The organism is Nostoc sp. EspVER01, assembly GCF_034530635.1.
Lineage (GTDB): Bacteria > Cyanobacteriota > Cyanobacteriia > Cyanobacteriales > Nostocaceae > Nostoc.
In genome coordinates this window covers 20333-42882 of sequence record NZ_JAVRCS010000035.1, presented here as the reverse complement: position 1 = coordinate 42882, position 22550 = coordinate 20333, and the positions used below count along the sequence as shown (strand labels likewise).

The following is a 22550-nucleotide window of genomic DNA, read 5'->3' as shown; positions in this document are numbered from 1 at the left end:
CTATAATCCAAGCAAAGCTTCAATTGTGGGAATTTTTCTTTCCTCTGCCTTCTGCCTTACCCCAACCAAGATCACCAAAAGTTGCCAAGAACCTTAATCTTGGCTCAAACCGATGATTGCAGGTCGCTAGAAAAACGGGAGAGTAATAACTACAACGGGTACGCCACCGCACCCATTTATGAGAACGCTATTTGCCCTATGCTAAAGCGGAAAGTAAAAACAACAGTTATGAAATTTGCACAAAATCTTACCCACCGCAAAGGCTTACTAAAAGCCCTGACTCTAGCAATCCTTGTATTGGCATCCGTAATGCCCCCAACTGTTCTAGCCAACGAGAGTAAAAAAGCAACATTTAACAGCACAACCACGTTCCAAACCATACTCACCAGCAGTCATCGCTCCATTGCAAATCGTGACCGAGATAAGTACCGCCACCCAGCCCAGACCCTCGAATTCTTCGGTCTGCGCCCAAATATGACTGTAGTTGAATTGTGGCCAGGAAGCGGCTGGTACACTGAGATATTAGCCCCATTTCTAGCGTCTAAGGGACAACTCATAGTTACTAACTTGACTGCCAGCATGAGTAAACCCGCTTTGGCTTTCCAAGAGAAGCTGGCAGCTAATCCAGAGGTTTTTGGTAAGGTCAAAGTCGCCCAAATCAATCCCCCAAATGAACTTAGCCTAGCCCCAGATAACTCTGTGGATATGGTTGTTACATTCCGTAATATTCACAACTGGGTCAAAGCTGGCTATGAGGAGCAGGTTTATGCGGCGGCTTATAAAGCACTCAAGCCAGGGGGCATCTTGGGAGTGGAAGAACACCGCGCCCTTAAGGGGACTTCTTTAGAAGAGAGTATTAAAACTGGCTATATGTCTGAAGATGGGGTAATTGCTGCTGTGGAGAAAGCTGGCTTTAAATTGGTAGGTAAATCAGAGATTAATGCCAACCCAAAAGATACCAAGGACTATCCGGGCGGAGTTTGGACACTACCTCCAACCTTGAGCCAAGGTCAAAAAGATCGGCAACGCTTTCTGATCATTGGAGAGAGCGATCGCATGACCCTCAAGTTCATCAAACCCAAAGCCTCCTAAGAGGGGAACAGGGAGACAACTGTCGCCTTATGATATCATGTCCGGCTAATTAGTTATAATTCCCAAATCTATGCAGAAAACCCAAAAACCCCTCCCCTCTGCGGTTTTAATGATAAGTCTTTAACCGGACATGATATGACATGAATAATTAGGGCTTGCTGAGGCGATCGCACAAATAGCAGCTTGACTCGCTTGAAAGCACAGGAGCATAATTTAACGTGAGTTCGACGGTTAGTAAACGGCAAAAAGCTTGCTAGAGATGAAACATAAGAAGTTGGGCAGGTGTTGCGTGCGATGGCTAAATGATTTGGGACTGCTTAACAGTAAGCACATTTATTTTTGAATTTTCAATTATTTAACTATTGACTTCTTCATCATGTTCAACCACCTCAGATTTATCTTGTAATGGCTTCACTACCCGTGCGATCGCTTCCTGAATAAAAGCTTTAATAAATTCATCTCTGCGATTAATTTGAAACTGTCGCTGTACAACTTCCGTCATTCCACCATCACCCCAATCTTGGTCATGACGAAAATATTCAATGAAACTTTTACCAGCAATTCGCGTTAAATAAGCTGCTGTCACACCTTGAATTGCTCTACCAATAATAAAGGTGGCAACATTGAGTTGCAACGCTGTAGATAATAATTGAATTGCTCCTTTGACAATCCCCAAACTAGCGATGGTTTTCGCTAAAGAAAGCGCTAATTCTCGTCCCCGTTCCATATTCAATTCACAGCCATACACTCTGCCAATTTCCACAACCATTTGAGCGTTGACTGCGGCTGTCGCCAATAAATCTACAACTGGTATCGGCGTAACTGATACCACACCAGCACCAATCCATTGAAACCGTTCTACGATTTTGTCAGCTTGACGGCGACGCTGCCCATCAATGAGTTTTCGCGCTTCGTCTCCCAATCGCAGAGATTGCAAAAGAATATTATCCGCCACCAAATCTTCACCCTCGGCTCGTAAAACAGCAGCCGTGCGCCGCAACAATGGCACAATATCGGGTTCAGGTTGGAAGGTTTCGCCAGTTTCGAGTTGTGCAGATTGGGGATTAGCAGCGATCGCTACCACATCATTAGTAGCAATAAATCCCCGTACCCGTTGACGCAATCTCGCAAGGATGGATTCTTTATCTTCATCTGTATATAAATCAGTTTTGTTGAGAACTAGAAGCGATCGCTTCCCAATTTCTGCCAACCCCCGCAGTGGCTCATATTCTGAGCGTCGTAAATCATTATCTACCACAAATAACAGTAAATCTGCTTCTGTCGCCAATTCTCGCGCCATTTGTTCCCGTTCCGTTCCCGCCACCCCTGCTTCTAAAATCCCCGGCGTATCCGTAATTAAAATCTTGCGTTCTAATCCCTTCAACCGCAGACAATAGGTTTCTCCAACCTGAGTTGTACCCATCGGTGCATCCACCTGACCGACCATGCGTCCCATAATCGCATTAACTAGGGAAGTTTTGCCAGCACTCCCCGTACCAAATACCACTACTTGAATTTCACCCCGTGCGAGGTTGGCTTCAATTTCTCGCGAGCGACTTAATAAAGCTTGGCGTGTGACTTCATCTTGAATTTGCGCTACCTGTTGCCGCACAGCCTGGAGAGTTGTAGAAGCAGCATCAGATTTAGCAGCCGGAATTTGTGCCGCAGTCGCTCGCTTCGGGTTACGGCGCGATCGCTTTTCCCCGGATCTAATCACCAATACATAATAAACAAAAGCGGCAACCAAGGCTCCAATCAGGATAATCAGCAGCAACAGCAGCAAATTGCCTAGCAACGGCGAATAGGATAATTGCCAATAGAGGCGTGATAGGGAATCAATTAGCCATAGGGCTAGCCCCAAAATGACGATCAGACCGACAATCAGCGTTACTATGCGTGACAGAGGCATGGCTGGGAAGGTTTAGTAAGTATTCAGTAGGCAGATGCTTCTAATCTTAATAGTTTCAGCATTTTTTACCAGAGTAGTGAGAAGGAGGCAGAGGAGCAGGGGGGCAGAGGGGCAAGGGTGGGAGAAAAGAGACTTTCCTGATAAATCAACAATGCTTACTCCATTTTTTGCATCTTTAAAAAATTGCAACAATGTAAAAATGCAATTGTCTACATTATCAATATTTCCAGAAGTTTTAGTATGCATACTATTACCAAAAAGTCAATAAATAATTCTTGGGCTGGTGCGATCGCAGAACCGGCAAAAGAATTTCCCCTTACTCAACTGTCAATTATTTCTGGCAAAATTCCAGATGGCTTGCGTGGCACTCTTTACCGCAATGGTCCTGCACGCCTAGAACGCGGTGGCGCTCGTGTCGGACACTGGTTTGATGGAGACGGGGCAATTCTCGGCGTTCATTTCACAGATGCAGGAGCTACCGGAGTCTATCGCTATGTGCAAACAGCAGAATATCTAGCTGAAACTCAAGCGGATAGGTTTCTTTATGGTGTCTATGGGATGCATACGCCAGGCCCCATCTGGAAGCGCTGGGGCCAACAGATGAAGAATGCAGCGAATACCTCAGTGTTGGCATTACCTGATAAATTATTGGCTTTATGGGAACCAACCAATCCCTACGCCCTTGATTTGCAAACTTTAGAAACGAAGGGATTGGATGATTTAGGTGCTTTGGATAACGGATTACCTTATTCTGCTCATTACAAGCGTGATGCACAAACAGGCGAGATTTTTAACTTTGGAATCAGTATCGGAAGTTCTGTACAACTGAATCTCTACAAAAGTGATGCTACTGGCAAAATCATCCAAAAAACTGCTTTTAAGCTAGATCGCTGCTCTATAATACATGATTTTGTTTTAACTCAAAGGTATCTGGTGTTTTTCATGCCACCGATGCGGATGAAAACACTATCAGTCATTCTTGGTCTGACTACCTTTAGTGAATCTCTGTTATGGGAACCTAAATTAGGAACCCAGGTGTTAATCTTCGATCGCGAAAACTTATCTTTAGTGAGTCGTGGTGAAACCGATGCCTGGTTTAATTGGCATTTTGGCAATGGCTATGAAGATGAACACGGTTCCGTGATTCTGGATATGGTACGATATGCAGATTTTCACCAAACTAATGAGTATCTCAGAGAATTTGCAACTGGTGAGACGCACACAGTAAGTAAAGGAACATTGTGGCAAGTGCGCCTCAATCCTCAAACTGGTAAAGTGACAGCAATACAGGAAGTTGTCAACCGCAAGTGTGAATTTCCCAGCGTGCAGCCATGCCTACGGCGGCAAGCTACGCAAGTTGGGCAACCTTGGCGTTATACTTACATATTATTAATGCCCCAAAGAGGGGATACAGACAAAGAATTGTTCAGTGCGATCGCTCGCTTCGACTACAAAACCGAAACCCTCACTGAAGCAGACTTAGGCGAAAACCGCTATCCTTCAGAACCCATCTACGCCGAAGATGCCCAAAACCCTGAGCAAGGCTGGGTGCTAACTGTTGTATACGATGGTAATTCTCATAGTAGTGAAGTTTGGGTATTTGATAGCGATCGTCTGGATGAAGAACCAGTTTGCAAACTAGGATTACCTAGCGTTATTCCCCACAGTTTCCACGGCACTTGGAACCCAGTTTAACAATTTGGGGAAGAAGCAGGGGAGTAGGGGAGACAAGGGGACAAGTTGACATCCTCACCGACCTAAAGGCGCTCTTAAGAAGGAGTAATGAGTAATAAGTAATAAGTAAATACCCATTTTTCATCCACTCATTACTTTAAAGCATTGCGTGAAGCTTTAGGATTCAGACCCAAATATATGGTGACAAGAGGTAAGAACTTGCAACAAGTCTTTGCCCTTGTCTCGAATGGCACTAAGAAAAGCGGAAAAGCTTATCAATTAAGCAGTTTGTAATTGTTTACGTAATTCATGCCGGGGTTTTGTCATTAAGGGGAAAATTTTGGGGCGACGTTTACGAACTCGTGGTTGACTTCGACCTAAGCGGTCGGGAACAGCCTTGTGAGCAACAACTTTTAGCAAAGTGCGATAAATTCGGAGGCGTTTTTGAGAAGTTGCTGCTAATAATTTGGGAATAAAGTTAATTAATAGAATAAATTGATTTATCTTAGAGAGTAGTAATTAAACTAACTCGTTGAGTACGAAAACTAGTAATAACGATGTAGTAGTAAATTTCTCTTACAATTATGGTTTTAGGTAGAGCATCAAATTCATCTTTACTCAATCCTTTTGGACAACTTCTAGGCTTATAACAAGTAACTAATTTGTCGCAAGCTCCAATAATTTTACCTTTCTGCATAGTTGTTGTACGAGATTGATGCTTACAAAATACAGCATCACAGTCAAGCTTTTTGATAGTAAACATATCGGCGTAAGCACAAAAACCTCTATCTCCTATAAGCACATCATTGGGTTTAAGAGAACTGTACAGTTCTCTTGCTAATTTAATATCATGAGTGTTCAAAACGTCTATGCATAAAGCAACAGCGGCTCCTGTCACCAAACTGAATATCACACCAATTTTCGCAATTGGAAACCCACATCCGGGCTTTTAACTACTTTTACTTTGGATATTCTTTTTGGTTTTCTACGGTGTTCGGCATAGACACTGTTGACCCATCTATTACTTTAATATTGCGACCATACCATAAATGTTCTTTTGTCACTTTATCTTCTAGATTTTGTACTGAGGAGTTGAACAGTTTTTTTTCTAATAATCTCTCTGGAAGCCTTGCTCTGGCGCAGACAATATCCGCTTGTATCACTTGTTCGCGGAGCGTCTCGAAGAGAAGGAACTTCTACCTTTTCTTCTGCTAAGGTATTTCTTCACAAGATCCTCACATTCTTATTGTAGCTTTCATTGTAGCTTTTAAATTGAACTACCTATCTAGGGTTTTTCCCCGCTGGCAGGGCTATTCATAGATGACATCTTTGCCAGCGAATATCTCTGAATCAAACTTATAAGCGAGGGGATTGATATGGCAGACATTATTGGAGACAACCAGAATAACACTCTAATTGGCACGTTTGACAATGACGCTATCCTTGGTCAGGGCGGTGATGATAACCTCTTTGGTCGGGGCGGCAATGATGACCTCTTGGGTGGGGCTGGCAATGACTCGCTTAATGGCGAGGACGGCAATGACCTTCTCAATGGTGAGGACGGCGAGAACACCCTGCTTGGTGGGTTGGGCGATGATGTCCTCCTTGGTGGATCTAGCAATGACCTTCTCGATGGCGAGGATGGGGACGATCAACTCCTTGGCAAAGGCGGTGACGACACCCTGCTTGGTGGGTTCGGTAATGATGCTTTCCTTGCTGGATCTGGCAATGACCTTATCGAAGGCGGAGACGGAAATGACCGACTCGCTGGAGAAGACGGTAAAGACCAACTCTTTGGCGGGGAAGGGGTTGACACGCTCAATGGCGGGGCTGGCGATGACCAGATTGATGGCGAGAATGGCGATGACAACTTGATTGGTCAGGCTGGCGATGACACCCTCCTTGGCGGGGCTGGCCATGACCGACTAGAAGGAGGGGACGGGGATGACAAAATCTTTGGTGGGACTGGCAATGATACTGCTGACTATTCAAATAGCACTGCCGGTGTCACCGTCAACCTGGCGACTGGAACCGCCAAAGGAGGGGCTGGGAATGATGTCCTGTTTAATATCGAACAAGTCTTTGGTTCTGCTTTCAAAGACTTTCTAATTGGCGGGCGCGGTAATGACTCGCTCTTTGGTAGAGGTGGCGATGACCTGCTTGATGGTGGAGTTGGCAATGATCTGCTTGATGGCGAAGAAGGCAACGATACTGTCCGTGGTGGGGCTGGCGATGACACCTTGCGTGGTGGGACTGGCAATAACCAACTTTTGGGTGGAATTGGTGTTGATACTGTTGATTATTTCAGTGCCACTGCCGGAGTCACGATTAACCTTGCCACTGGAACCGCTACAGGGCAGGGCAGGAGTGATGTCCTGTTGGAGATTGAAAGAGTCGTTGGTTCTAGGTTCAATGACACCATCCTTGGCGGAGCTGCCAATGACTTCTTCATCAGTGGTGGGGACGGGAATGACTTTGTCAATGGTGAGGCTGGTAATGACCGCCTCTTTGGCGATAACGGCAATGACACCCTCCTTGGCGGGGCTAACGACGACTTTATCAATGGCGGGTACGGCAATGACTCCCTGCTTGGCGGTAGCGGCATTGACATCCTGCTTGGTGGGGCTGGCAATGACTTTCTCAATGGTGAGGACGGGAATGACAACCTCATTAGTAGAGAAGGCAATGATACCCTGCTAGGCGGCAGCGGCAATGACGCCTTGCTTGGTGGGGATGGCGATGACCAACTCCAAGGTGGAGGCGGGGATGACCAACTCTTTGGTGGGACTGGCATTAATACTGCTGACTATTCAAATGCCACTGCTGGAGTCACCGTTGACCTTGGCGCTGGAACTGCCAGTGGGGGAGATGGGAATGATGTCCTGTTCAATATCGAGCAAGTCTTTGGTTCTAGTTTTAGCGACTCCCTGATTGGAGGAGGCAGCAGTGATACCCTCTTTGGCAGAGGCGGCAATGACACCTTGCTTGGTGGGGATAGTGATGACTTTCTTGATGGTCAGGAAGGTAATGACCTCGTCTTGGGCGAGAATGGGAATGACAGCCTGTTTGGCGGGGCTGGCAATGACCAAATCGAAGGAGGAGAAGGCGATGACACCCTCCGTGGCGGGGCCGGCAATGACACTCTCTTTGGAGGACCTGGAAATGATGTCCTCATAGGCGTTGATACTAACGGTTCTGATTCTCCTGGATTAGGGGAGGTTGATACCCTAACTGGAGGGCCTGGGGAAGATCAGTTCTTACTTGGAGATGCTACTAATGTCTTCTATGACGATAACAACAGTGGAAGTACTGGTTTGGCAGACTACGCTACCATCAGTGGCTTCAACTCCAATGAAGATACAATCCAGCTCAAAGGAACACTGGCAGACTATCGCTTGCAGACTGTGGGAGCCGATACAAGGGTATTTCTGGACAACTCAGGAGAAATAGATGAACTCGTTGGTGTTGTGCAAGCATCGCCTCTGAAGCTTGATAGTGACGACTTCCTGTTCTACGAGAAAGAAGATGCTGCACAAGGGACAAACAATACACTAGCCACTGCTGAGAAGCTAGGTACTTTAACATTAGGTTCAGAAGTTAATACCTCTGCTCAACTAGCAAGACTTCCAGGGAACAATCCTGATTTCGACTTTTTCACATTTTCTTTAACTAACCCAGGAACTGTGACTATTAGCACGCTGAATTACAGTGGTGTCTTTCCAGTTCTCGGCGTATTTAATAGTGCTGGGAACTTACAGAGTTCCAGTACTTCTCAATCAATCACCGCTTCACTAGGGGCAGGTACTTACTCCATTTCAGTAAGTGATTATGATTACTTCCCTCAAAATGGCGGAATTTTCAGTTCTGGCTTTTTTGATCCTGGTTCTTATACGCTAGGAGTCACTGTAGCCTAAAGACAAATGGTACTAAGAAAAGCCGAAACAGTCGCCTACGCAGCCAAGCGTCCACTGCTATTAACGAATCAATACTTGTAATGCTTATACAGCATACTTTACAGCTTTTCTTAGTGCCATTTGCCCTTGTCCCCAAGTCCTCTTTCCCATACCCATTCACTCTAATCTTCGATAATTGCTAAGGAATGAGAATTAAATAACATCGACTTTTGTAGGTTGGGTTTCGCAGACTCAACCCAACCTACACAGGTTATTAAATCCACGATCCTAAGTGTAAAAACGTAGTATCCTACATATTGGTATCTAAAAATAAGTCCAAAATCATGAGGAGAAACCCGATAGCATTACTACTTAGCGGAGTGATTGTCAGCTTTGGACTGTCATCATTGTTAGCTCAAGCACAACAACAGGTTTCTAATGCCCAAGTCGCGGCAATGGTAGAAGCGTTGCGACTAGCTGCACCGCAGACTGGCACCGCAAATGATGGACTCTACAGTGAATGGCAAGTTAAACCAGAAACCTTAAAAGGCTGGTCGAAATATTGTCTTAAACAAGAACTAACACCAACGCAGTTTGAAAATAGCCCCGCGAAGGCACGTCAAGTCGTTTCTTGCATCACGCGCCGTGAGTTTAACAAACAATTTATCACCAGCAATAATAATGAAACCGCTGCTGTGCGTGGCGTCGGTTGCTGGTGGATGACTGGCAGCTATACAGGCTGCAACAGCGGATTTACTGCTACATATCTTCAAAAAGTTGTGGCTTTTTACCAACAGCAGCGTTCAAAACCAGCAACTACTCCATAGATATCACTAAATTAATCGCCGCGATGTGGCAATAGAAATATGAGTGAAAAGTAATGTAGAGACGTAGCAGTGCTATGTCTCTACAAGGGTTATGGATAACGCATATTTAATTTCACCAAATATCTAATGATTAAGCGATCGCAATTAAGTAAAATCAACCCTTATGCGTCTATGTTGACTTTAATACAGAGTTTTAGCTTTAACCCAACCGGATTGAGTTATATCTAAACAAGGGATTGTTTGAACTTTGCCAATGCTGTTAGAATGCATCGATGTCAAAAAAGCAACATTTCTTAAACAAAAAAACCGGTTGGTCTTTGGATGAGCGAGATCCAAAGTTCATAGAATCTCTGATGCCCCTATTTGGGTTTTTGTATCACTACTATTTCCAAGTTAAAACTAGTGGCTGGGAGAATATTCCACCCCAGCAAAAAGTCTTATTTGTTGGTTCGCACAATGGCGGACTCGCAGCCCCAGATATGGTAATGATGATGTACGACTGGTTCCGAAGATTTGGTGTAGAGAAACCCATTTATGGTTTGATGCATCCCAAGGCTTGGCAGGTTAGCACGCCACTAGCGCAACTGGTCGCCAAGGCTGGAGCAATCATCGCTCATCCAAAAATGGCTTACACAGCCTTGCGTTCTGGAGCGAGTGTGCTAGTTTATCCCGGTGGAGCCGAAGATGTCTTCCGACCGCATTATTTACGTAACAAAATCTACCTTGCGGGGCGACAAGGATTTATCAAGTTAGCATTACGGGAAAATGTGCCAATTGTGCCTGTGATTTCCTGGGGCGCTCACGATACACTCATTGTCATCGCTGACTGCTACAAATTTGTACAGCAACTCCACGAGTGGGGGATGCCTTGGCTATTAGGTATCGACCCAGAAGTTTTTCCAATCTATCTCGGACTGCCTTGGGGATTAGCAATTGGCCCGTTGCCCAATATTCCATTGCCAGTGCCCATGTATACGCGGGTTTGTCCGCCAATTGTATTTGAACGCTACGGTAGAGAAGCAGCTAGCGATCGCTACTATGTCAATGAATGTTATGAATTAGTTGTTAGTCAGATGCAGCAAGAGTTAGATAACTTAATAAACCTAACTGCTAAGACCAATTCTCTTTGAATAGTTATGAGTTAGAAGTTTTGAACCTTTAACTCCTAACTCCTAACTCCTAACTCTTAACTCTTAACTCCTAACTCCTAACTCCTAACTCCTAACTCTTTTCCTAGCCGCCACTGACTGGTGGAATCAACACAACCTCATCCCCATCTTGTAGTAGGGTATCTGGTTCGACAAATATCAAATTAATCCCAAAACGGGTTATATCGCGCCATTGTGAGAGTTCAGGGTGTTCAGCTATGAGGCGATCGCATACTGCTTTGACTGGCATACTATTAGGAAATTCCAGCACTAGTTCCGAAACCCTAAAGGCTTCTTGATAAGCAGCGAACAATTTTACGGTAACAGTAATTACAGATTTAGACATATAACATACTTTGGCAGTACGAGCAAGTATTTTAATAGTTGCCAAGAATGTAAACAAATGTTCAACATAACTTATGTATGTTTTGCTTCCCCGCCCCTTGTGCGTGAAACAAATTTAAGTATACGTGGACATCCTCTAAGCGTACTCTTACGGAGAAGTAAGCTACGCGGTAGCATCTCTAAGAGTTGCTATGCCGTTGGCGTACTCTTGTAAGTGTCGCGACAAGCCTCTCGTACCATTTTGTGGAAGCAAGTTATGCATAACGTCTCCCTTTGTGAGAAGAGAAGACTTTACGCTGCGCTATCGTCAATCTAAAATTGCAAATCGTTCGACTGAGCGTAGTCGAAGTCTAAAATCCCAAATTGTTTGACTATTCAGCATTGAGGATTTTTGGTACTTTAAAAAATTCGCCTTCTTGTTCAGGCGCACCGTTGAGAATACTTTCTCGGTCAGGATAGGGTTGTAATTCATCCTCTCGTGTAATATTGCTGACATCAATTGCACGTGTTGTTGGCAGCACATTACTGACATCAAGTTCATTCAATTGTTCGATATAGTCCAGAATACTTCCCAACTGGGTAGTGAATTGTTTCTCTTCTTCTGGAGTCAATTCTAAACGAGCAAGATTAGCTACTTTGTGAACTTGTTCTTGGTCAATCATAAATTGTCATTGGTCACTTGTACTGAGCTTGTCCTGAGCGTAGCCGAAGGGCCTAGTCGAAGTATTGGTCATTAGTCCTTAGCAAATGACAAAGAACTAATGACTAATGACTAAAAGAATACGTCAATTTGCGATCGCCCAGTGGTTTTTAGCCAGTTTTGAGCTTCGACATAGTTATTGGGGGCCATGCGAATCGCACGAATCCAATAGTCTGCTGCTTGGTCAAAAAGTGCTTCGCCAGCCTCGTTATCTCCAGCTTCTTTTTCTTTTTCGCCTTGATAGTGGTAAATCACAGCGATGTTGTTCAAGGCTTGGGGCATACGTGGGTTTAACTCAATTGCCTGATGATATAGTTCTAAAGCCTTGTTGTGGTCGCCATTGCTGGCATAAATTAGCCCCATATTGTAGAAAATATAGCCGCGATCGTTGGTATCTTCCTCTAGTGTTAGAGCTTCTTCATAGTATTCCAATGCCTCAGCATATTCCCCTTCCGCTTGGGCCGACATACCATCTCGATAATAAACAAACGCTTCTTTAGCTTTTTTGTTGGTTGGCAGGATCTTCAGAATAATATCCGCCATCACAGTAAAGGATTTGTCAATAAAATTATCGTTCTTTTGTGTTCTTGGCATATTTCTCTCTAGGTATTGGGTATTGGGGCATTGGGGATTGGGCATTGGGCATTGGGAATTGGGTATGCAGAAGAGACAAAGGTAGACAAGTCAGAGGGGGAAGACTTGGGAGAGACTTGTTCAATAATTCCTCGTTGTCCCCCTGCTCCAACTCATTACTCATTACTCATTACTCATTACTCATTACTCCCCCGGTCCCCGCACTCTTTGCTCCCTCATCTCCCCAATCCCCCAGTTCACTCAATAGTTAATTTAACTGATTTGCGGGGGCATTCTTCTCGCTGAGGGGTACGATACATTCTGAACTATTATGTCGAGAGTTGTTTACCAAGGTGCTAACTGGATATGCAGTCATTGCTGACGCTGGATAGGGACGCAATAGCTGCTGTAGGGTTTGGGCTGTTTGCACTTGGGAATCTAGCCATAAATCGTAATCTTGTGGTTCCAGAATCACTGGCATCCGCTCGTGGATGGGTTGGAGTAATTCGTTAGCTGCCGTTGTCAGAATTGTACAAGAGATTATTTCTTCGTTAGCAGGCGATCGCCATCTCTCCCACAAACCTGCAAAACCGAAGGGTTGCCCATCTTGAAGACGAAAATAAAATGGCTGCTTCTTACCTTGTTGGCGTTGCCACTCATAAAAGCCATCAGCTAACACTAAACAGCGTCTGTGCTTAAAAGCCGAACGAAAAGCGGGTTTTTCAGCAACAGTTTCTGCCCTAGCATTAATCAGCTTTGCCCCCATTCCTGCATCTTTCGCCCATGACGGAATTAATCCCCAATACAACTGCTTAAATTCCCGCTTTTCGCTTTCGGTATTTTGCAACACTGTTGCCACCATTTGCGTAGGCGCAATATTATATTCCGCTGCCAAATCGGGAACTAACTCGACATGGAAAACTTCAGACAATCCTTCTGCCGACTGGTTTAGAGTAAATCTTCCACACATAGTTTTATTTTCGACCGCTAACTAAATTAAATGTCTCAATCTAGAAATAAATAATGTTTTTTTTTATTTTTTTGAATATTTTCCTGTAGTACGTTCAGATACTAAATACAAAAAAAATATCCGGTTTTGGGAAAATCTTTTGGTAAAATATTGTATTTTGAACCTTTACTTCTCAATACATTCCTAACTGTATTTTAACATGGAACTACTGCATCTGTACGATTTTTTACCTTCTGGCCATGGTTATAAGATACGTCTTTTATTGACACAACTAGGTATGCCTTTTGAGAGGATAGAGCTTAACATCTTGAAAGGCGAGACTCGAACACCAGAATTTTTAAGTAAAAATCCTAACGGTAAGATACCTGTTCTGGAAATCGAGTCAGGGAAATATTTGGCAGAATCAAATGCCATATTGGTTTATCTAAGTGAAGGTACAGAGTTTTTACCTTATGACCGCTTTTTACGAGCGCAGGTGCTGCAATGGTTATGTTTTGAACAATATAGCCATGAGCCTTTTATTGCTACATCAAGATTTTGGATTTCTATTTTAGGTAAAACTGAAGAATATAGTGAAGCAATCAAACAAAAACGCGAACCAGGCTATGCAGCACTTAACTTGATGAATAAACACTTAACTTCTCAAGATTTTTTTGTGGGAGAACGTTACACGATTGCTGATATCGCTTTGTTCGCTTACACTCATGTAGCTGATGAAGGTGGGTTTGATTTAACACAATATGCTGCTATCCAAGCTTGGATAGAAAGAGTCAAAACTCAACCAAGGTATATCAGTATTACAGAGGCATAAAAATTAGATGAGAGCAAGTTTCTATCTCTCCTTTCTTGTCTCTAGTAGAGAATGTACTGGGTGGAATGTAGCTCACATTCAGAAGGCAGCAAAGTCTTCACAAAAGATATTATTAAGCAGCAGTTAGGTATTCGTATCAATTTCCATCAGCTTTTGCCGAGAGGAGAAACCTGACTTAATTCTGATATGAGACTTCGGTACATCAAATTTATCCGCTAATAGTTTAATTAACTCTTCATTAGCCTTACCATCAACTGGGGGCGATTTTAAATAAACAGTCAAGCTACCATCAGGTTGTTCTTCAATTTTCTGCTGCTTTGAATTAGGTTTAACCTTGACTTTTTTTTGCATAACCTATTCCATGTAATTGTCGCAGCCACAACCAGCCTAAAACAGAACCCAATACATAATGAGGAAAATCCCACCAAACAAAGGTCGTACCAAGTAACAATTTACCTATCAAGGTGGCGCGAATTTGCTCTAATAGTGGCGGATGCCAAAGTTGCAAGAATTCTAGTATACAGGTGATCGCAAAAACCCATATAGGAATTTGGATTACTGCTGCACGAGTTCTGAAAAACCAAAATGCGAACAGACACCAAAATATTTCGTAAAATACAGCTGCTCCGTAGTCATTAAACCAGTGATGGGCAGGCCCATTGTAATACTTAAACAAAAATCCCATCGGTACAACGATGAGTACAGAAATAATAATCAATATTGTTTGGTTACGGTATCGAAGCATTTTCTATAGGCTAGAGACTAAGCAAAATTTTAGCAACGGAACGACTATAAGTCTCGGCTGGGTAATGGGGAAGAAAATATAATTAAGATTTGGTTAGCGTCTGAATCCCCATTCAACTTTTCAAGAGTCCCCAATTTACGCGCTCTGGCTTGGCTTCAGTCCCCTTTCAATCCAACATAGGCTATTGCTCCAAATACAGAGTTGGGATGTATTTATCTATAGGGAAGCAATATATAACTAAATATTCATATTTATCATTCCACAGGATAGATAAATGTTATTTTGTAATTAAACATAATAGTTTTTTAACAAAAAAATGATATTTAAACCTAACCTCATGACAAACACCATCAAGCTAAAAAGCTGGCAACATCAACATTAACCAAACAAATCAGTAGATTTTAAAAAATATTTAATTTCAGGTTTACAAACATATATCAATTTATTATAAATCGGATTTATTAAGGATTTTTAAGATTTGATAAAAAAGTTCGTGCAGCCTTATACTCCATGATAATTAAATAATTACAGCATGGGTTCAAAAAGTTGCGGAAAAACCAAAATATTTGGCCTAATTATTTAATAATTTGCGTAATTAATTAATGGGTTTTCAGGAAATAAACTATCTGATTTTGTAGAGTAAGCGTTTCGCTTGCAATAAAGGGCTGGCTTTTTGTATCAGCCCACAGTAAGTAGTTGGATATTGTTTGTTGAGAAGTTCCTAACTAAATAGTTAATGTTTTTTAACGTGAGATTATGCAAATTACCAGTAATTTACATTGAACTGATAAATAGTTCTTTGATTAATGCTGAACTTACATATTTAGTGAAAAATTTAGGAGAGATAATATGGTTTTCGGTACTATAAATCCTGATACGATAAATGGAAGTTTAGGAAATGACACCATAGTTGGTTGGGCTAGTGGTGGTAAAGCCAATAGTGCCTCCGGTAACGATATCTTGAATGGCTTGGCTGGTAACGATTCCCTCGCAGGTGGGACAGCGAACGACAGCCTAAATGGTGGAGATGGCAATGATACACTTGATGGGGGCACAGGAAACGACACTCTAAAAGGTGGTGCAGGCAGTGATACCTTCAAAGGCAGTCAGGGTAACGACAAAATTGATGGTGGAGATGGCATTGATACCGCAGACTACACTCAACTAGGTCAAACTATTAACTTGTCAGGTGTCGGAACTATTCAAAAAGCTGGGGGATTGGGAAAAGACCTACTCTTTAAAGTAGAAAAAGTTATTGCTAATCCTAAGGTTGCCAACAATACCATAGATGCATCCCAATCTTTGCCTGGGGTATCTATCGTCGTTAACCTGCAAACCCAAAATTTAGCCGCAAATAACGTTCCTGGTTTAGGAAGATTGTCATTTACCGCAGTCAACTTTGATAATGTCATCGGCACAAATGCAAATGACATCATTGTTGGCGATAGTCAAAATAACCAATTATCCGGCAATAATGGCAATGATACACTTGATGGTGGTGTAGGAAATGACACTTTAAAAGGTGGTGCAGGCAGTGATACCTTCAAAGGCAGTCAGGGTAACGACAAAATTGATGGTGGAGATGGCATTGATACCGCAGACTACACTCAACTAGGTCAAACTATTAACTTGTCAGGTGTCGGAACTATTCAAAAAGCTGGGGGATTGGGAAAAGACCTACTCTTTAAAGTAGAAAAAGTTATTGCTAATCCTAAGGTTGCCAACAATACCATAGATGCATCCCAATCTTTGCCTGGGGTATCTATCGTCGTTAACCTGCAAACCCAAAATTTAGCCGCAAATAACGTTCCTGGTTTAGGAAGATTGTCATTTACCGCAGTCAACTTTGATAATGTCATCGGCACAAATGGAAATGACAGCATTACTGGCGACAATCAAAATAACCGATTATCTGGTAATAAGGGCAATGACACACTTGATGGTGGTGTAGGTATTGACACTTTGAATGGGGGAGAAGGTGACGATACTTACATTGTTGACACTACTCTAGATACCATTACAGAGGCTGCGAATTCAGGTACAGATAACGTCCGGTCTTCTGTAAACTACATACTAGGATCCAATCTGGAGAATCTGAGGCTGAGGGAAGGTGGCAACATTACCGGGATAGGTAACAGTTTTAACAACTTTCTTTTTGGTAATACTTCTAATAACACTCTAAATGCAAGAGCAGGCGACGATACCCTAGACGGTAATAATGGCGATGATATCCTCAATGGTGAGGATGGCAATGATAGCCTACAAGGCGGGCCCGGCAATGAAATACTCAATGGGGGGTCTGGAAACGATATCCTCATCGGTACTTTTCCTAATAGTCCATTTCCACCTGGATTAGGGGAAACTGACACCTTAACTGGCGGGACTGGGGTAGATAGATTTATCCTGGGGGACGCTGAAAATGTTTTCTACGACGATAACAACATTATGAATCCTGGTTTTGGAGACTTGGCTATTATTACTGACTTCAACTCTAGCCAAGACCGAATTGAACTCAACGGATTTTCACAGGATTACCGCTTGCAAGTTGTTGGAAGCAACACACGAATATTCTTAGACAAACTGGGAGCAGAGCAAGATGAGATCATCGGTATTGTGCAGGGGGTAGTGGGTCTCACACTTGATAGTGACAATTTCACTTTTCTATGAGCGGAAAAATACTGGATGGATAAAATACAAACAATAGAAAGTACTAATATCAAAAGGCAGATTCAAGGATACTTTTCTTTGTGGCTAGGGGAACACGGCTGCGTGTTCTCCTTTATCCGACATGAAACTATTTACAAGCTAGTACTTATCTTCGGGGGAAACACATCTTAATTCTTTCTAATTGATTAGCGTTCTAAAATTATCTTGATAATTGCAATTTTGGGTAAATGATAATCAAAACTAATCACCTAGACAAATTGAATCGTCAATAGTTGCAAAAAAACCGATGAAATCCCTCAAAAGTCCCTCATCCAGCTTTTCTAATTCCCAAGCACCAGAACAAACTCCTCAATTGGCCTATAAACCGTTTGGCGGCCAAACTCAAAAAGCATCTTTTACGCCCGTGACACAAATGGACGTAGAGAATGAAGCTTTTGCAGAAGAAAAGATGGAAGCAGCTGGATTGGAATTACAAGCCAAGCATCGGACGATTACGCCAGAGGGACACGAACGGCTGACTGTATTGCAAGCCAAGATGGATCAATCATTGACTTCTCGACTGGAAAAAGCAACTCGATTTGGTCATAACTTTGCCAATATTCCAGTCAGAAGACCAGATACACCAACACCAATTCAAGCAAAGCTGACGATTGGGGAGCCTGGAGATAAGTACGAGCAAGAAGCCGATCAAACGGCGCGTCAGGTGATGCAAAAAATTCATCAGCCACTGAGTGGGAAACTTCAGCGAGAAGAATTACCTGATGATGAAGAAGAATTGCAAATGAAGCCAGAGGGCAGTATTCAGCGCGAGGAACTGCTAGAAGAAGTACAAATGAAATCTTGGGGAGAGACTCCCTCGCTGCAACGGGAGGAACTACCAGAAGAAGAATTGCAAATGAAGCCGCTTGGTACTTCATCCCAGATAGTGAATGAGGTAAAATATCCAAGCAAACAGCTTGGACATGACATTAGTCGAATATCATTGCGGCGTCCACAAACAAAACTGACAGTTAACGAGCCTGGAGACATTTATGAGCAGGAGGCTGATAACATCGCTCAGTTGGTGATGCAGAGGATGAGCGTAGGTCGGGAGGCATTACCAGAGAAAGAAGACCAATTACAAATGAAATCTCTGGCAGGTTCTATTACCCCTTTGGTGCAGCGTCAGGGTGGAGGAAGAACAGCAGCAACATCTGAGCTAGAAACTTCAATCCAACAAGCACGTGGCAATGGGCAGCCGCTGGCAGATGATATCAAGCAACCAATGGAGCAAGCATTTGGGGCTGATTTCGGTAGTGTTCGGATTCATACTGATGCTCAATCTAATCGCTTAAATGAATCTATACAAGCTCGTGCTTTTACCACAGGGCAAGATGTGTTCTTCCGTCAGGGCGAATATTCTCCTGGAAGTGATGCAGGCAAAGAATTACTGGCCCATGAGTTGATGCACGTTGTCCAGCAGAATGGCAGTGCAGTGCAGCCAAAATCTCTTTATGTAGCATCAAAAGAAAATAAACTTCAGACAAAAGTGCCGACAACCTCTGCGGGGTATGGGCTAGCTATCCAACTGCGAGAGAATTTCCAAAAACCAAGTGACGAAGATAAGCAAAAAAAATTAGAGTCTAAAACTGATACAGAAAACGGCGAACAACAAAATCAGCCTACAACAGAAAAACATCAAGCTACCCCGACACCCCCAGATAATGGTGGGAACGCGGCAACAGACCCACCTCCAACAAAAAAAGTTGGTGCAGCAGTAACTCAGAAACAAGTTGAGGTTGGGGGAAATCAACCAAAAGAGCCTGAGTCAAAAGATACCAAAGTTAATACAGAAAAGGTCGATTCTCAACAGCAAGCTCAAAACAAAGGAGCAGATGTAGGTAAGGGAGCCGCAGATTTACCTGGAGGAAACGCAGGGAAAGCGATCGCAGCATTACCAGGAACAAATGTAGCCATTACAGCAGATGATGGTAAAAAGGCTCCCACTTCCCCTGAAGATGACCCAGCATTTCAAGCGGTAGTCGGCACAACAACAGAGGTTGCAGGACTTGAGAAAAAACACCCACCTGCTAATAGCAAAGCCCAAGAAGCCCAAGCGGCAGCCCAACCCCCAGGTAATGAAGTAGACAGCAAGGCGCAAGCTAATCAAGTTGGTGAGATGCAACAAGCCCCAACACCAGGATTTGACCCTGCCGCCTTCAAAGCCAAATTGATGGAGCGCATTGCTGATATGGCTCCCAAGAACTTGGAAGAGGCAGACAACTTTAAAAATAACAACAAACTTGACTCTGTTAAAGGTGATTTGAGCGGTCAGGTTAAAGAAGAACAGAAAAGCTCTCAGGGTCAACTAGAAGAGAAAACTAAAGAAAAACCTGATGCCAGTGGGATTGAGGCTAAACAAGTAACACCACTGCCAAAGAATGAGCTAGGGACACCGCCAACAGGCGTTGATGCAGATAAAGCTGCACCCAAATCTAAAGGACAAGCTGAAGTCGAGGTACCACTGCAAGAGGACAGTAAAAAACTTGACCAGCAGATGAAAGAGGCGGATATTACCGAGGAACAATTGGCAAACTCCAACGAACCGGAGTTTCAAGGCGCACTCGCAGCTAAGAAAGATGCCCAAACCAATGCCCAAGAAGCGCCGCCACAATATCGCCAAAAAGAGCAAGGGATACTCGCAACTGCTCAAGCTACGGCAGAAGCTACAGCCCAGCAGCATCTCCAAGCAATGCACGGTATCCGTACCCAAAACCTGGGCCAGGTAGGGGAGCAGCAGGTTGGAGCCAAGAGCAAGGATGAGCAAGCACGGGCAAAAGTTGCTGGTGATATTAATAAGATTTATGACAAGACCAAAGGCAAAGTTGAGAAAACCCTCGGTGAACTAGATGGGCAAGTTATACAAGCCTTTGATGCTGGTGCTGCTGACGCAAAGATTGCCTTCGAGGATTACGTTGGCAAGCGGATGGACGATTATAAGAGCGATCGCTACGGTGGCGCATTCGGCTGGACAAGCTGGATTAGAGACCAATTTGCAGGTCTACCAAATGAGGTAAATGTCTTCTATCAAGAAGGTCGCCAGCTTTACATCAATCAGATGGATGGTGTCATTAACAAAGTTGTCGCCATTATTAGTAAAGGACTGACCCAAGCCAAAGCAGAAATAGCCAGTGGTAAGCAGGAGATTCAGAATTATGTTAACCAACTACCGCAAGACTTAAAAGGAGTTGGTCAACAAGCTGCCGCAGACATTGACAGCAAATTTGAAGAATTGCAACAAAGTGTTGACGATAAGCAAGATGAGCTAATTGACACCCTAGCGCAGAAATATCAGGAGAACTTGGAAGCTGTTGATGCCCGCATTGAAGAGATGAAGGCAGCAAATAAAGGTTTTATTCAAAAAGCTTTCGACTTCATTGTGGGAGTCATCAAGACGATCATTGAACTGACCAAAATGCTTTTGCAAGTGCTAGCGCGAGTTGCTGGCGTAGTTGGGCAAATCCTCAAAGACCCGATTGGTTTCTTGACTAATTTGATCCAGGCGGTGAAGCAAGGCTTCCTCAACTTTATGAATAATATCGGGAAGCACCTCCAGCAAGGATTAATCGGCTGGCTGACAGGCACAATGGCAGAAACTGGTATTGAAATGCCAGAAAACTTCGATCTCAAAGGGATCTTTAGTCTAGCAATGCAGCTTTTAGGCTTCACTTATGAAGCAATTCGTGCCCAAGCTGTGAAACGATTGGGTGAAGAAAAGGTCAGCCGATTGGAACAAACTGTTGATGTATTTCAAGTCTTAGCCAGTCAGGGAGTGGCTGGGATTTGGGAGTTTGTCCAAGAGAAGATGGGCGACCTCAATGCTTTGGTGATCGAACCCATCAAGAATTTTATTATTGAAAAAGTAATTACAGCCGGGATTGAGTGGATTCTCAGCCTGTTGACTCCGGCTTCAGCATTCATTAAAGCTGCTAAGGCAATTTATGAGATTGTCAAATTCTTTATTGAACGCGCCCAGCAGATTGCCGATTTAATTAATGCGATACTGGATGCAATTGGTGCGATCGCTAGTGGTGCGATCGATCAAGCAATCAAAGGCGTTGAAAATGCCCTTGCTAAATCTTTACCAGTCGTCATCAGTTTCCTAGCAAGTCTTTTGGGCTTAGATGGAATTGCCGGCAAGATTCAGGCAATCTTCCAGAAGTTGCGGAAACCGATGGAAAAAGCAGTTGATTGGGTAATTGATAAAGGTGCAAAGGCGTTTAATAAAGTTGGGAACAAGATTAATAAGAGCAATAAACACAAGAGGAATAAAGTTGATGAGGGTTCAGCGGGACAAAAGCAACAAGCTCTAAATGAGAAGAACAACAAAAAAAATCAGAAACAATCTGACAAGCGAACTGAGCAACAGAAGAAAGCTGACCTTCATAAAGCTATTGCCAAAGCTGAACAGATTATGAAGAAGCAGGGGGCTACCCCTGAAACTGTTAAGGCAAAACTGCCAGTTCTTCAATCTAAATATAAACTTACGTCACTTGAACTAGTGAAGACTGGTGATACTAAATATCATGTAGAAGGCAAGGTCAATCCCCAAGAAAAAACACCAGACATCACCATATCACAAGCAGATGAAAATTGGGAAAAAGCATGGAGAGCCAAACAGACCGAAGTGCATAACGCAATGCAACAATTTGTCCCCCGATTTCAAGCTTTAGATCGAGATGCTCAGGTTAATATAAGAGGCAGTTTGGCATCGGGTGTCAAAATGAATCCGAAAAAGAAGGCATCTAATGGAGAACCTTACGTTTTTAACCCCACAGATTTTGACATAGATGCTTATGTGGTCAGTGATAATCTTTTTAGACAGGCTTTAAACAATAATCCTACTGCTGCTAGGAATGGTCAAATAGTAGGCTCGAAGAGTGGAATAAAAGAAGTTAATAAATTGATTTGGGATATGCGTGAGGTACTGGCAAACATCACTGGAAATAGAGACACCGGAAATGTTAAGTGGCAATTCAACGTTTTGATACGTAGCTCAGGAAATACAGATTTTACTACAAACAAAGATCGACGCTCTGTAAAGGCTCTTGGACTTGAACCTTCAAGAGGAAATCCCTTAACAATACAACCACCAGATCAGAATAATACTTAATAATATAACCAACCAATTCAGAATAATTAGGAAAGAGGAATTTT

General features: G+C 43.2%; 16 protein-coding genes. 8 read left to right on the top strand and 8 right to left on the bottom strand.

What is annotated here, in order from left to right:
- The first annotated feature begins 228 nt into the window (after positions 1–228).
- Positions 229–1092, top strand: a complete 864-nt coding sequence (locus RMX69_RS23615) for a class I SAM-dependent methyltransferase (RefSeq protein ID WP_322638880.1) — start codon at positions 229–231, stop codon at positions 1090–1092.
- A 355-nt stretch (positions 1093–1447) separates the two neighbouring features.
- On the opposite strand, the gene RMX69_RS23610 is transcribed toward RMX69_RS23615, so the two are convergent.
- Positions 1448–3001, bottom strand: coding sequence for a GTP-binding protein (locus RMX69_RS23610; RefSeq protein WP_322638879.1), 1554 nt, complete (start codon positions 2999–3001; stop codon positions 1448–1450).
- A gap of 240 nt (positions 3002–3241) precedes the next feature.
- On the opposite strand from RMX69_RS23610, the gene RMX69_RS23605 reads away from it, so the two are divergent.
- Positions 3242–4696 carry a carotenoid oxygenase family protein gene (locus RMX69_RS23605; RefSeq protein WP_322638878.1) on the top strand — a complete coding sequence of 485 codons (1455 nt, stop codon included), beginning with the start codon at positions 3242–3244 and terminating at the stop codon, positions 4694–4696.
- A 484-nt stretch (positions 4697–5180) separates the two neighbouring features.
- On the opposite strand, the gene RMX69_RS23600 is transcribed toward RMX69_RS23605, so the two are convergent.
- Positions 5181–5573, bottom strand: coding sequence for a hypothetical protein (locus tag RMX69_RS23600; protein ID WP_322638877.1), 393 nt, complete (start codon positions 5571–5573; stop codon positions 5181–5183).
- Positions 5574–6051: 478 nt separating this feature from the next.
- On the opposite strand from RMX69_RS23600, the gene RMX69_RS23595 reads away from it, so the two are divergent.
- The 3 genes from RMX69_RS23595 (at position 6052) to RMX69_RS23585 (ending at position 10525) form a co-directional block, all read left to right on the top strand.
- Positions 6052–8589 (top strand): calcium-binding protein, encoded by a 2538-nt coding sequence (locus tag RMX69_RS23595; protein WP_322638876.1) that lies wholly within the window; start codon positions 6052–6054, stop codon positions 8587–8589.
- Positions 8590–8912: 323 nt separating this feature from the next.
- The gene (locus tag RMX69_RS23590; protein ID WP_322638875.1) at positions 8913–9395 is read left to right on the top strand and encodes a hypothetical protein; all 483 of its coding nucleotides are present in this window, start codon (positions 8913–8915) and stop codon (positions 9393–9395) included.
- A gap of 272 nt (positions 9396–9667) precedes the next feature.
- Positions 9668–10525: a lysophospholipid acyltransferase family protein gene (locus RMX69_RS23585; RefSeq protein ID WP_289797569.1), complete on the top strand. Its 858-nt coding sequence runs from the start codon at positions 9668–9670 to the stop codon at positions 10523–10525.
- Positions 10526–10628: 103 nt separating this feature from the next.
- On the opposite strand, the gene RMX69_RS23580 is transcribed toward RMX69_RS23585, so the two are convergent.
- The 4 genes from RMX69_RS23580 to RMX69_RS23565 form a co-directional block, all read right to left on the bottom strand.
- Positions 10629–10889 (bottom strand): MoaD/ThiS family protein, encoded by a 261-nt coding sequence (locus RMX69_RS23580; protein ID WP_099103963.1) that lies wholly within the window; start codon positions 10887–10889, stop codon positions 10629–10631.
- A 370-nt stretch (positions 10890–11259) separates the two neighbouring features.
- Positions 11260–11550 carry an Asp-tRNA(Asn)/Glu-tRNA(Gln) amidotransferase subunit GatC gene (gene gatC / locus RMX69_RS23575; protein WP_322638874.1) on the bottom strand — a complete coding sequence of 97 codons (291 nt, stop codon included), beginning with the start codon at positions 11548–11550 and terminating at the stop codon, positions 11260–11262.
- Between the two features lie 110 nt (positions 11551–11660).
- Positions 11661–12182, bottom strand: a complete 522-nt coding sequence (locus RMX69_RS23570; RefSeq protein ID WP_289797571.1) for a photosystem I assembly protein Ycf3 — start codon at positions 12180–12182, stop codon at positions 11661–11663.
- Between the two features lie 247 nt (positions 12183–12429).
- Positions 12430–13131: an SOS response-associated peptidase gene (locus RMX69_RS23565; RefSeq protein WP_322638873.1), complete on the bottom strand. Its 702-nt coding sequence runs from the start codon at positions 13129–13131 to the stop codon at positions 12430–12432.
- A gap of 199 nt (positions 13132–13330) precedes the next feature.
- Between RMX69_RS23565 and RMX69_RS23560 the strand changes: the two genes are divergently transcribed.
- Complete coding sequence (locus tag RMX69_RS23560; RefSeq protein ID WP_289797573.1) at positions 13331–13942, top strand: glutathione S-transferase family protein; 612 nt, start codon at positions 13331–13333, stop codon at positions 13940–13942.
- 123 nt (positions 13943–14065) lie between these two features.
- Here RMX69_RS23560 and RMX69_RS23555 read toward each other — a convergent pair whose 3' ends face one another.
- Positions 14066–14293: a DUF167 domain-containing protein gene (locus tag RMX69_RS23555; protein WP_322638872.1), complete on the bottom strand. Its 228-nt coding sequence runs from the start codon at positions 14291–14293 to the stop codon at positions 14066–14068.
- Positions 14271–14687, bottom strand: coding sequence for a DUF2809 domain-containing protein (locus RMX69_RS23550; protein WP_322638871.1), 417 nt, complete (start codon positions 14685–14687; stop codon positions 14271–14273). Before RMX69_RS23550 ends, RMX69_RS23555 begins: the two co-directional genes overlap by 23 nt.
- Positions 14688–15536: 849 nt before the next feature.
- On the opposite strand from RMX69_RS23550, the gene RMX69_RS23545 reads away from it, so the two are divergent.
- Both RMX69_RS23545 and RMX69_RS23540 read left to right on the top strand, forming a co-directional pair.
- The gene (locus RMX69_RS23545) at positions 15537–17354 is read left to right on the top strand and encodes a calcium-binding protein (protein ID WP_322638870.1); all 1818 of its coding nucleotides are present in this window, start codon (positions 15537–15539) and stop codon (positions 17352–17354) included.
- Between the two features lie 286 nt (positions 17355–17640).
- Positions 17641–22506 (top strand): eCIS core domain-containing protein, encoded by a 4866-nt coding sequence (locus RMX69_RS23540; protein ID WP_322638869.1) that lies wholly within the window; start codon positions 17641–17643, stop codon positions 22504–22506.
- The last annotated feature ends 44 nt before the right edge of the window (positions 22507–22550 follow it).

What these genes read in the sequence shown, in the direction of transcription:
- RMX69_RS23615 (WP_322638880.1), top strand. Translation starts at nt 229, where the DNA reads ATGAAATTTGCACAAAATCTTACCCACCGCAAAGGCTTACTAAAAGCC.
- RMX69_RS23610 (WP_322638879.1), bottom strand. Translation starts at nt 3,001, where the DNA reads ATGCCTCTGTCACGCATAGTAACGCTGATTGTCGGTCTGATCGTCATT.
- RMX69_RS23605 (WP_322638878.1), top strand. Translation starts at nt 3,242, where the DNA reads ATGCATACTATTACCAAAAAGTCAATAAATAATTCTTGGGCTGGTGCG.
- RMX69_RS23595 (WP_322638876.1), top strand. Translation starts at nt 6,052, where the DNA reads ATGGCAGACATTATTGGAGACAACCAGAATAACACTCTAATTGGCACG.
- RMX69_RS23590 (WP_322638875.1), top strand. Translation starts at nt 8,913, where the DNA reads ATGAGGAGAAACCCGATAGCATTACTACTTAGCGGAGTGATTGTCAGC.
- RMX69_RS23585 (WP_289797569.1), top strand. Translation starts at nt 9,668, where the DNA reads ATGTCAAAAAAGCAACATTTCTTAAACAAAAAAACCGGTTGGTCTTTG.
- RMX69_RS23580 (WP_099103963.1), bottom strand. Translation starts at nt 10,889, where the DNA reads ATGTCTAAATCTGTAATTACTGTTACCGTAAAATTGTTCGCTGCTTAT.
- gatC (WP_322638874.1), bottom strand. Translation starts at nt 11,550, where the DNA reads ATGATTGACCAAGAACAAGTTCACAAAGTAGCTAATCTTGCTCGTTTA.
- RMX69_RS23570 (WP_289797571.1), bottom strand. Translation starts at nt 12,182, where the DNA reads ATGCCAAGAACACAAAAGAACGATAATTTTATTGACAAATCCTTTACT.
- RMX69_RS23565 (WP_322638873.1), bottom strand. Translation starts at nt 13,131, where the DNA reads ATGTGTGGAAGATTTACTCTAAACCAGTCGGCAGAAGGATTGTCTGAA.
- RMX69_RS23560 (WP_289797573.1), top strand. Translation starts at nt 13,331, where the DNA reads ATGGAACTACTGCATCTGTACGATTTTTTACCTTCTGGCCATGGTTAT.
- RMX69_RS23555 (WP_322638872.1), bottom strand. Translation starts at nt 14,293, where the DNA reads ATGCAAAAAAAAGTCAAGGTTAAACCTAATTCAAAGCAGCAGAAAATT.
- RMX69_RS23550 (WP_322638871.1), bottom strand. Translation starts at nt 14,687, where the DNA reads ATGCTTCGATACCGTAACCAAACAATATTGATTATTATTTCTGTACTC.
- RMX69_RS23545 (WP_322638870.1), top strand. Translation starts at nt 15,537, where the DNA reads ATGGTTTTCGGTACTATAAATCCTGATACGATAAATGGAAGTTTAGGA.
- RMX69_RS23540 (WP_322638869.1), top strand. Translation starts at nt 17,641, where the DNA reads ATGAAATCCCTCAAAAGTCCCTCATCCAGCTTTTCTAATTCCCAAGCA.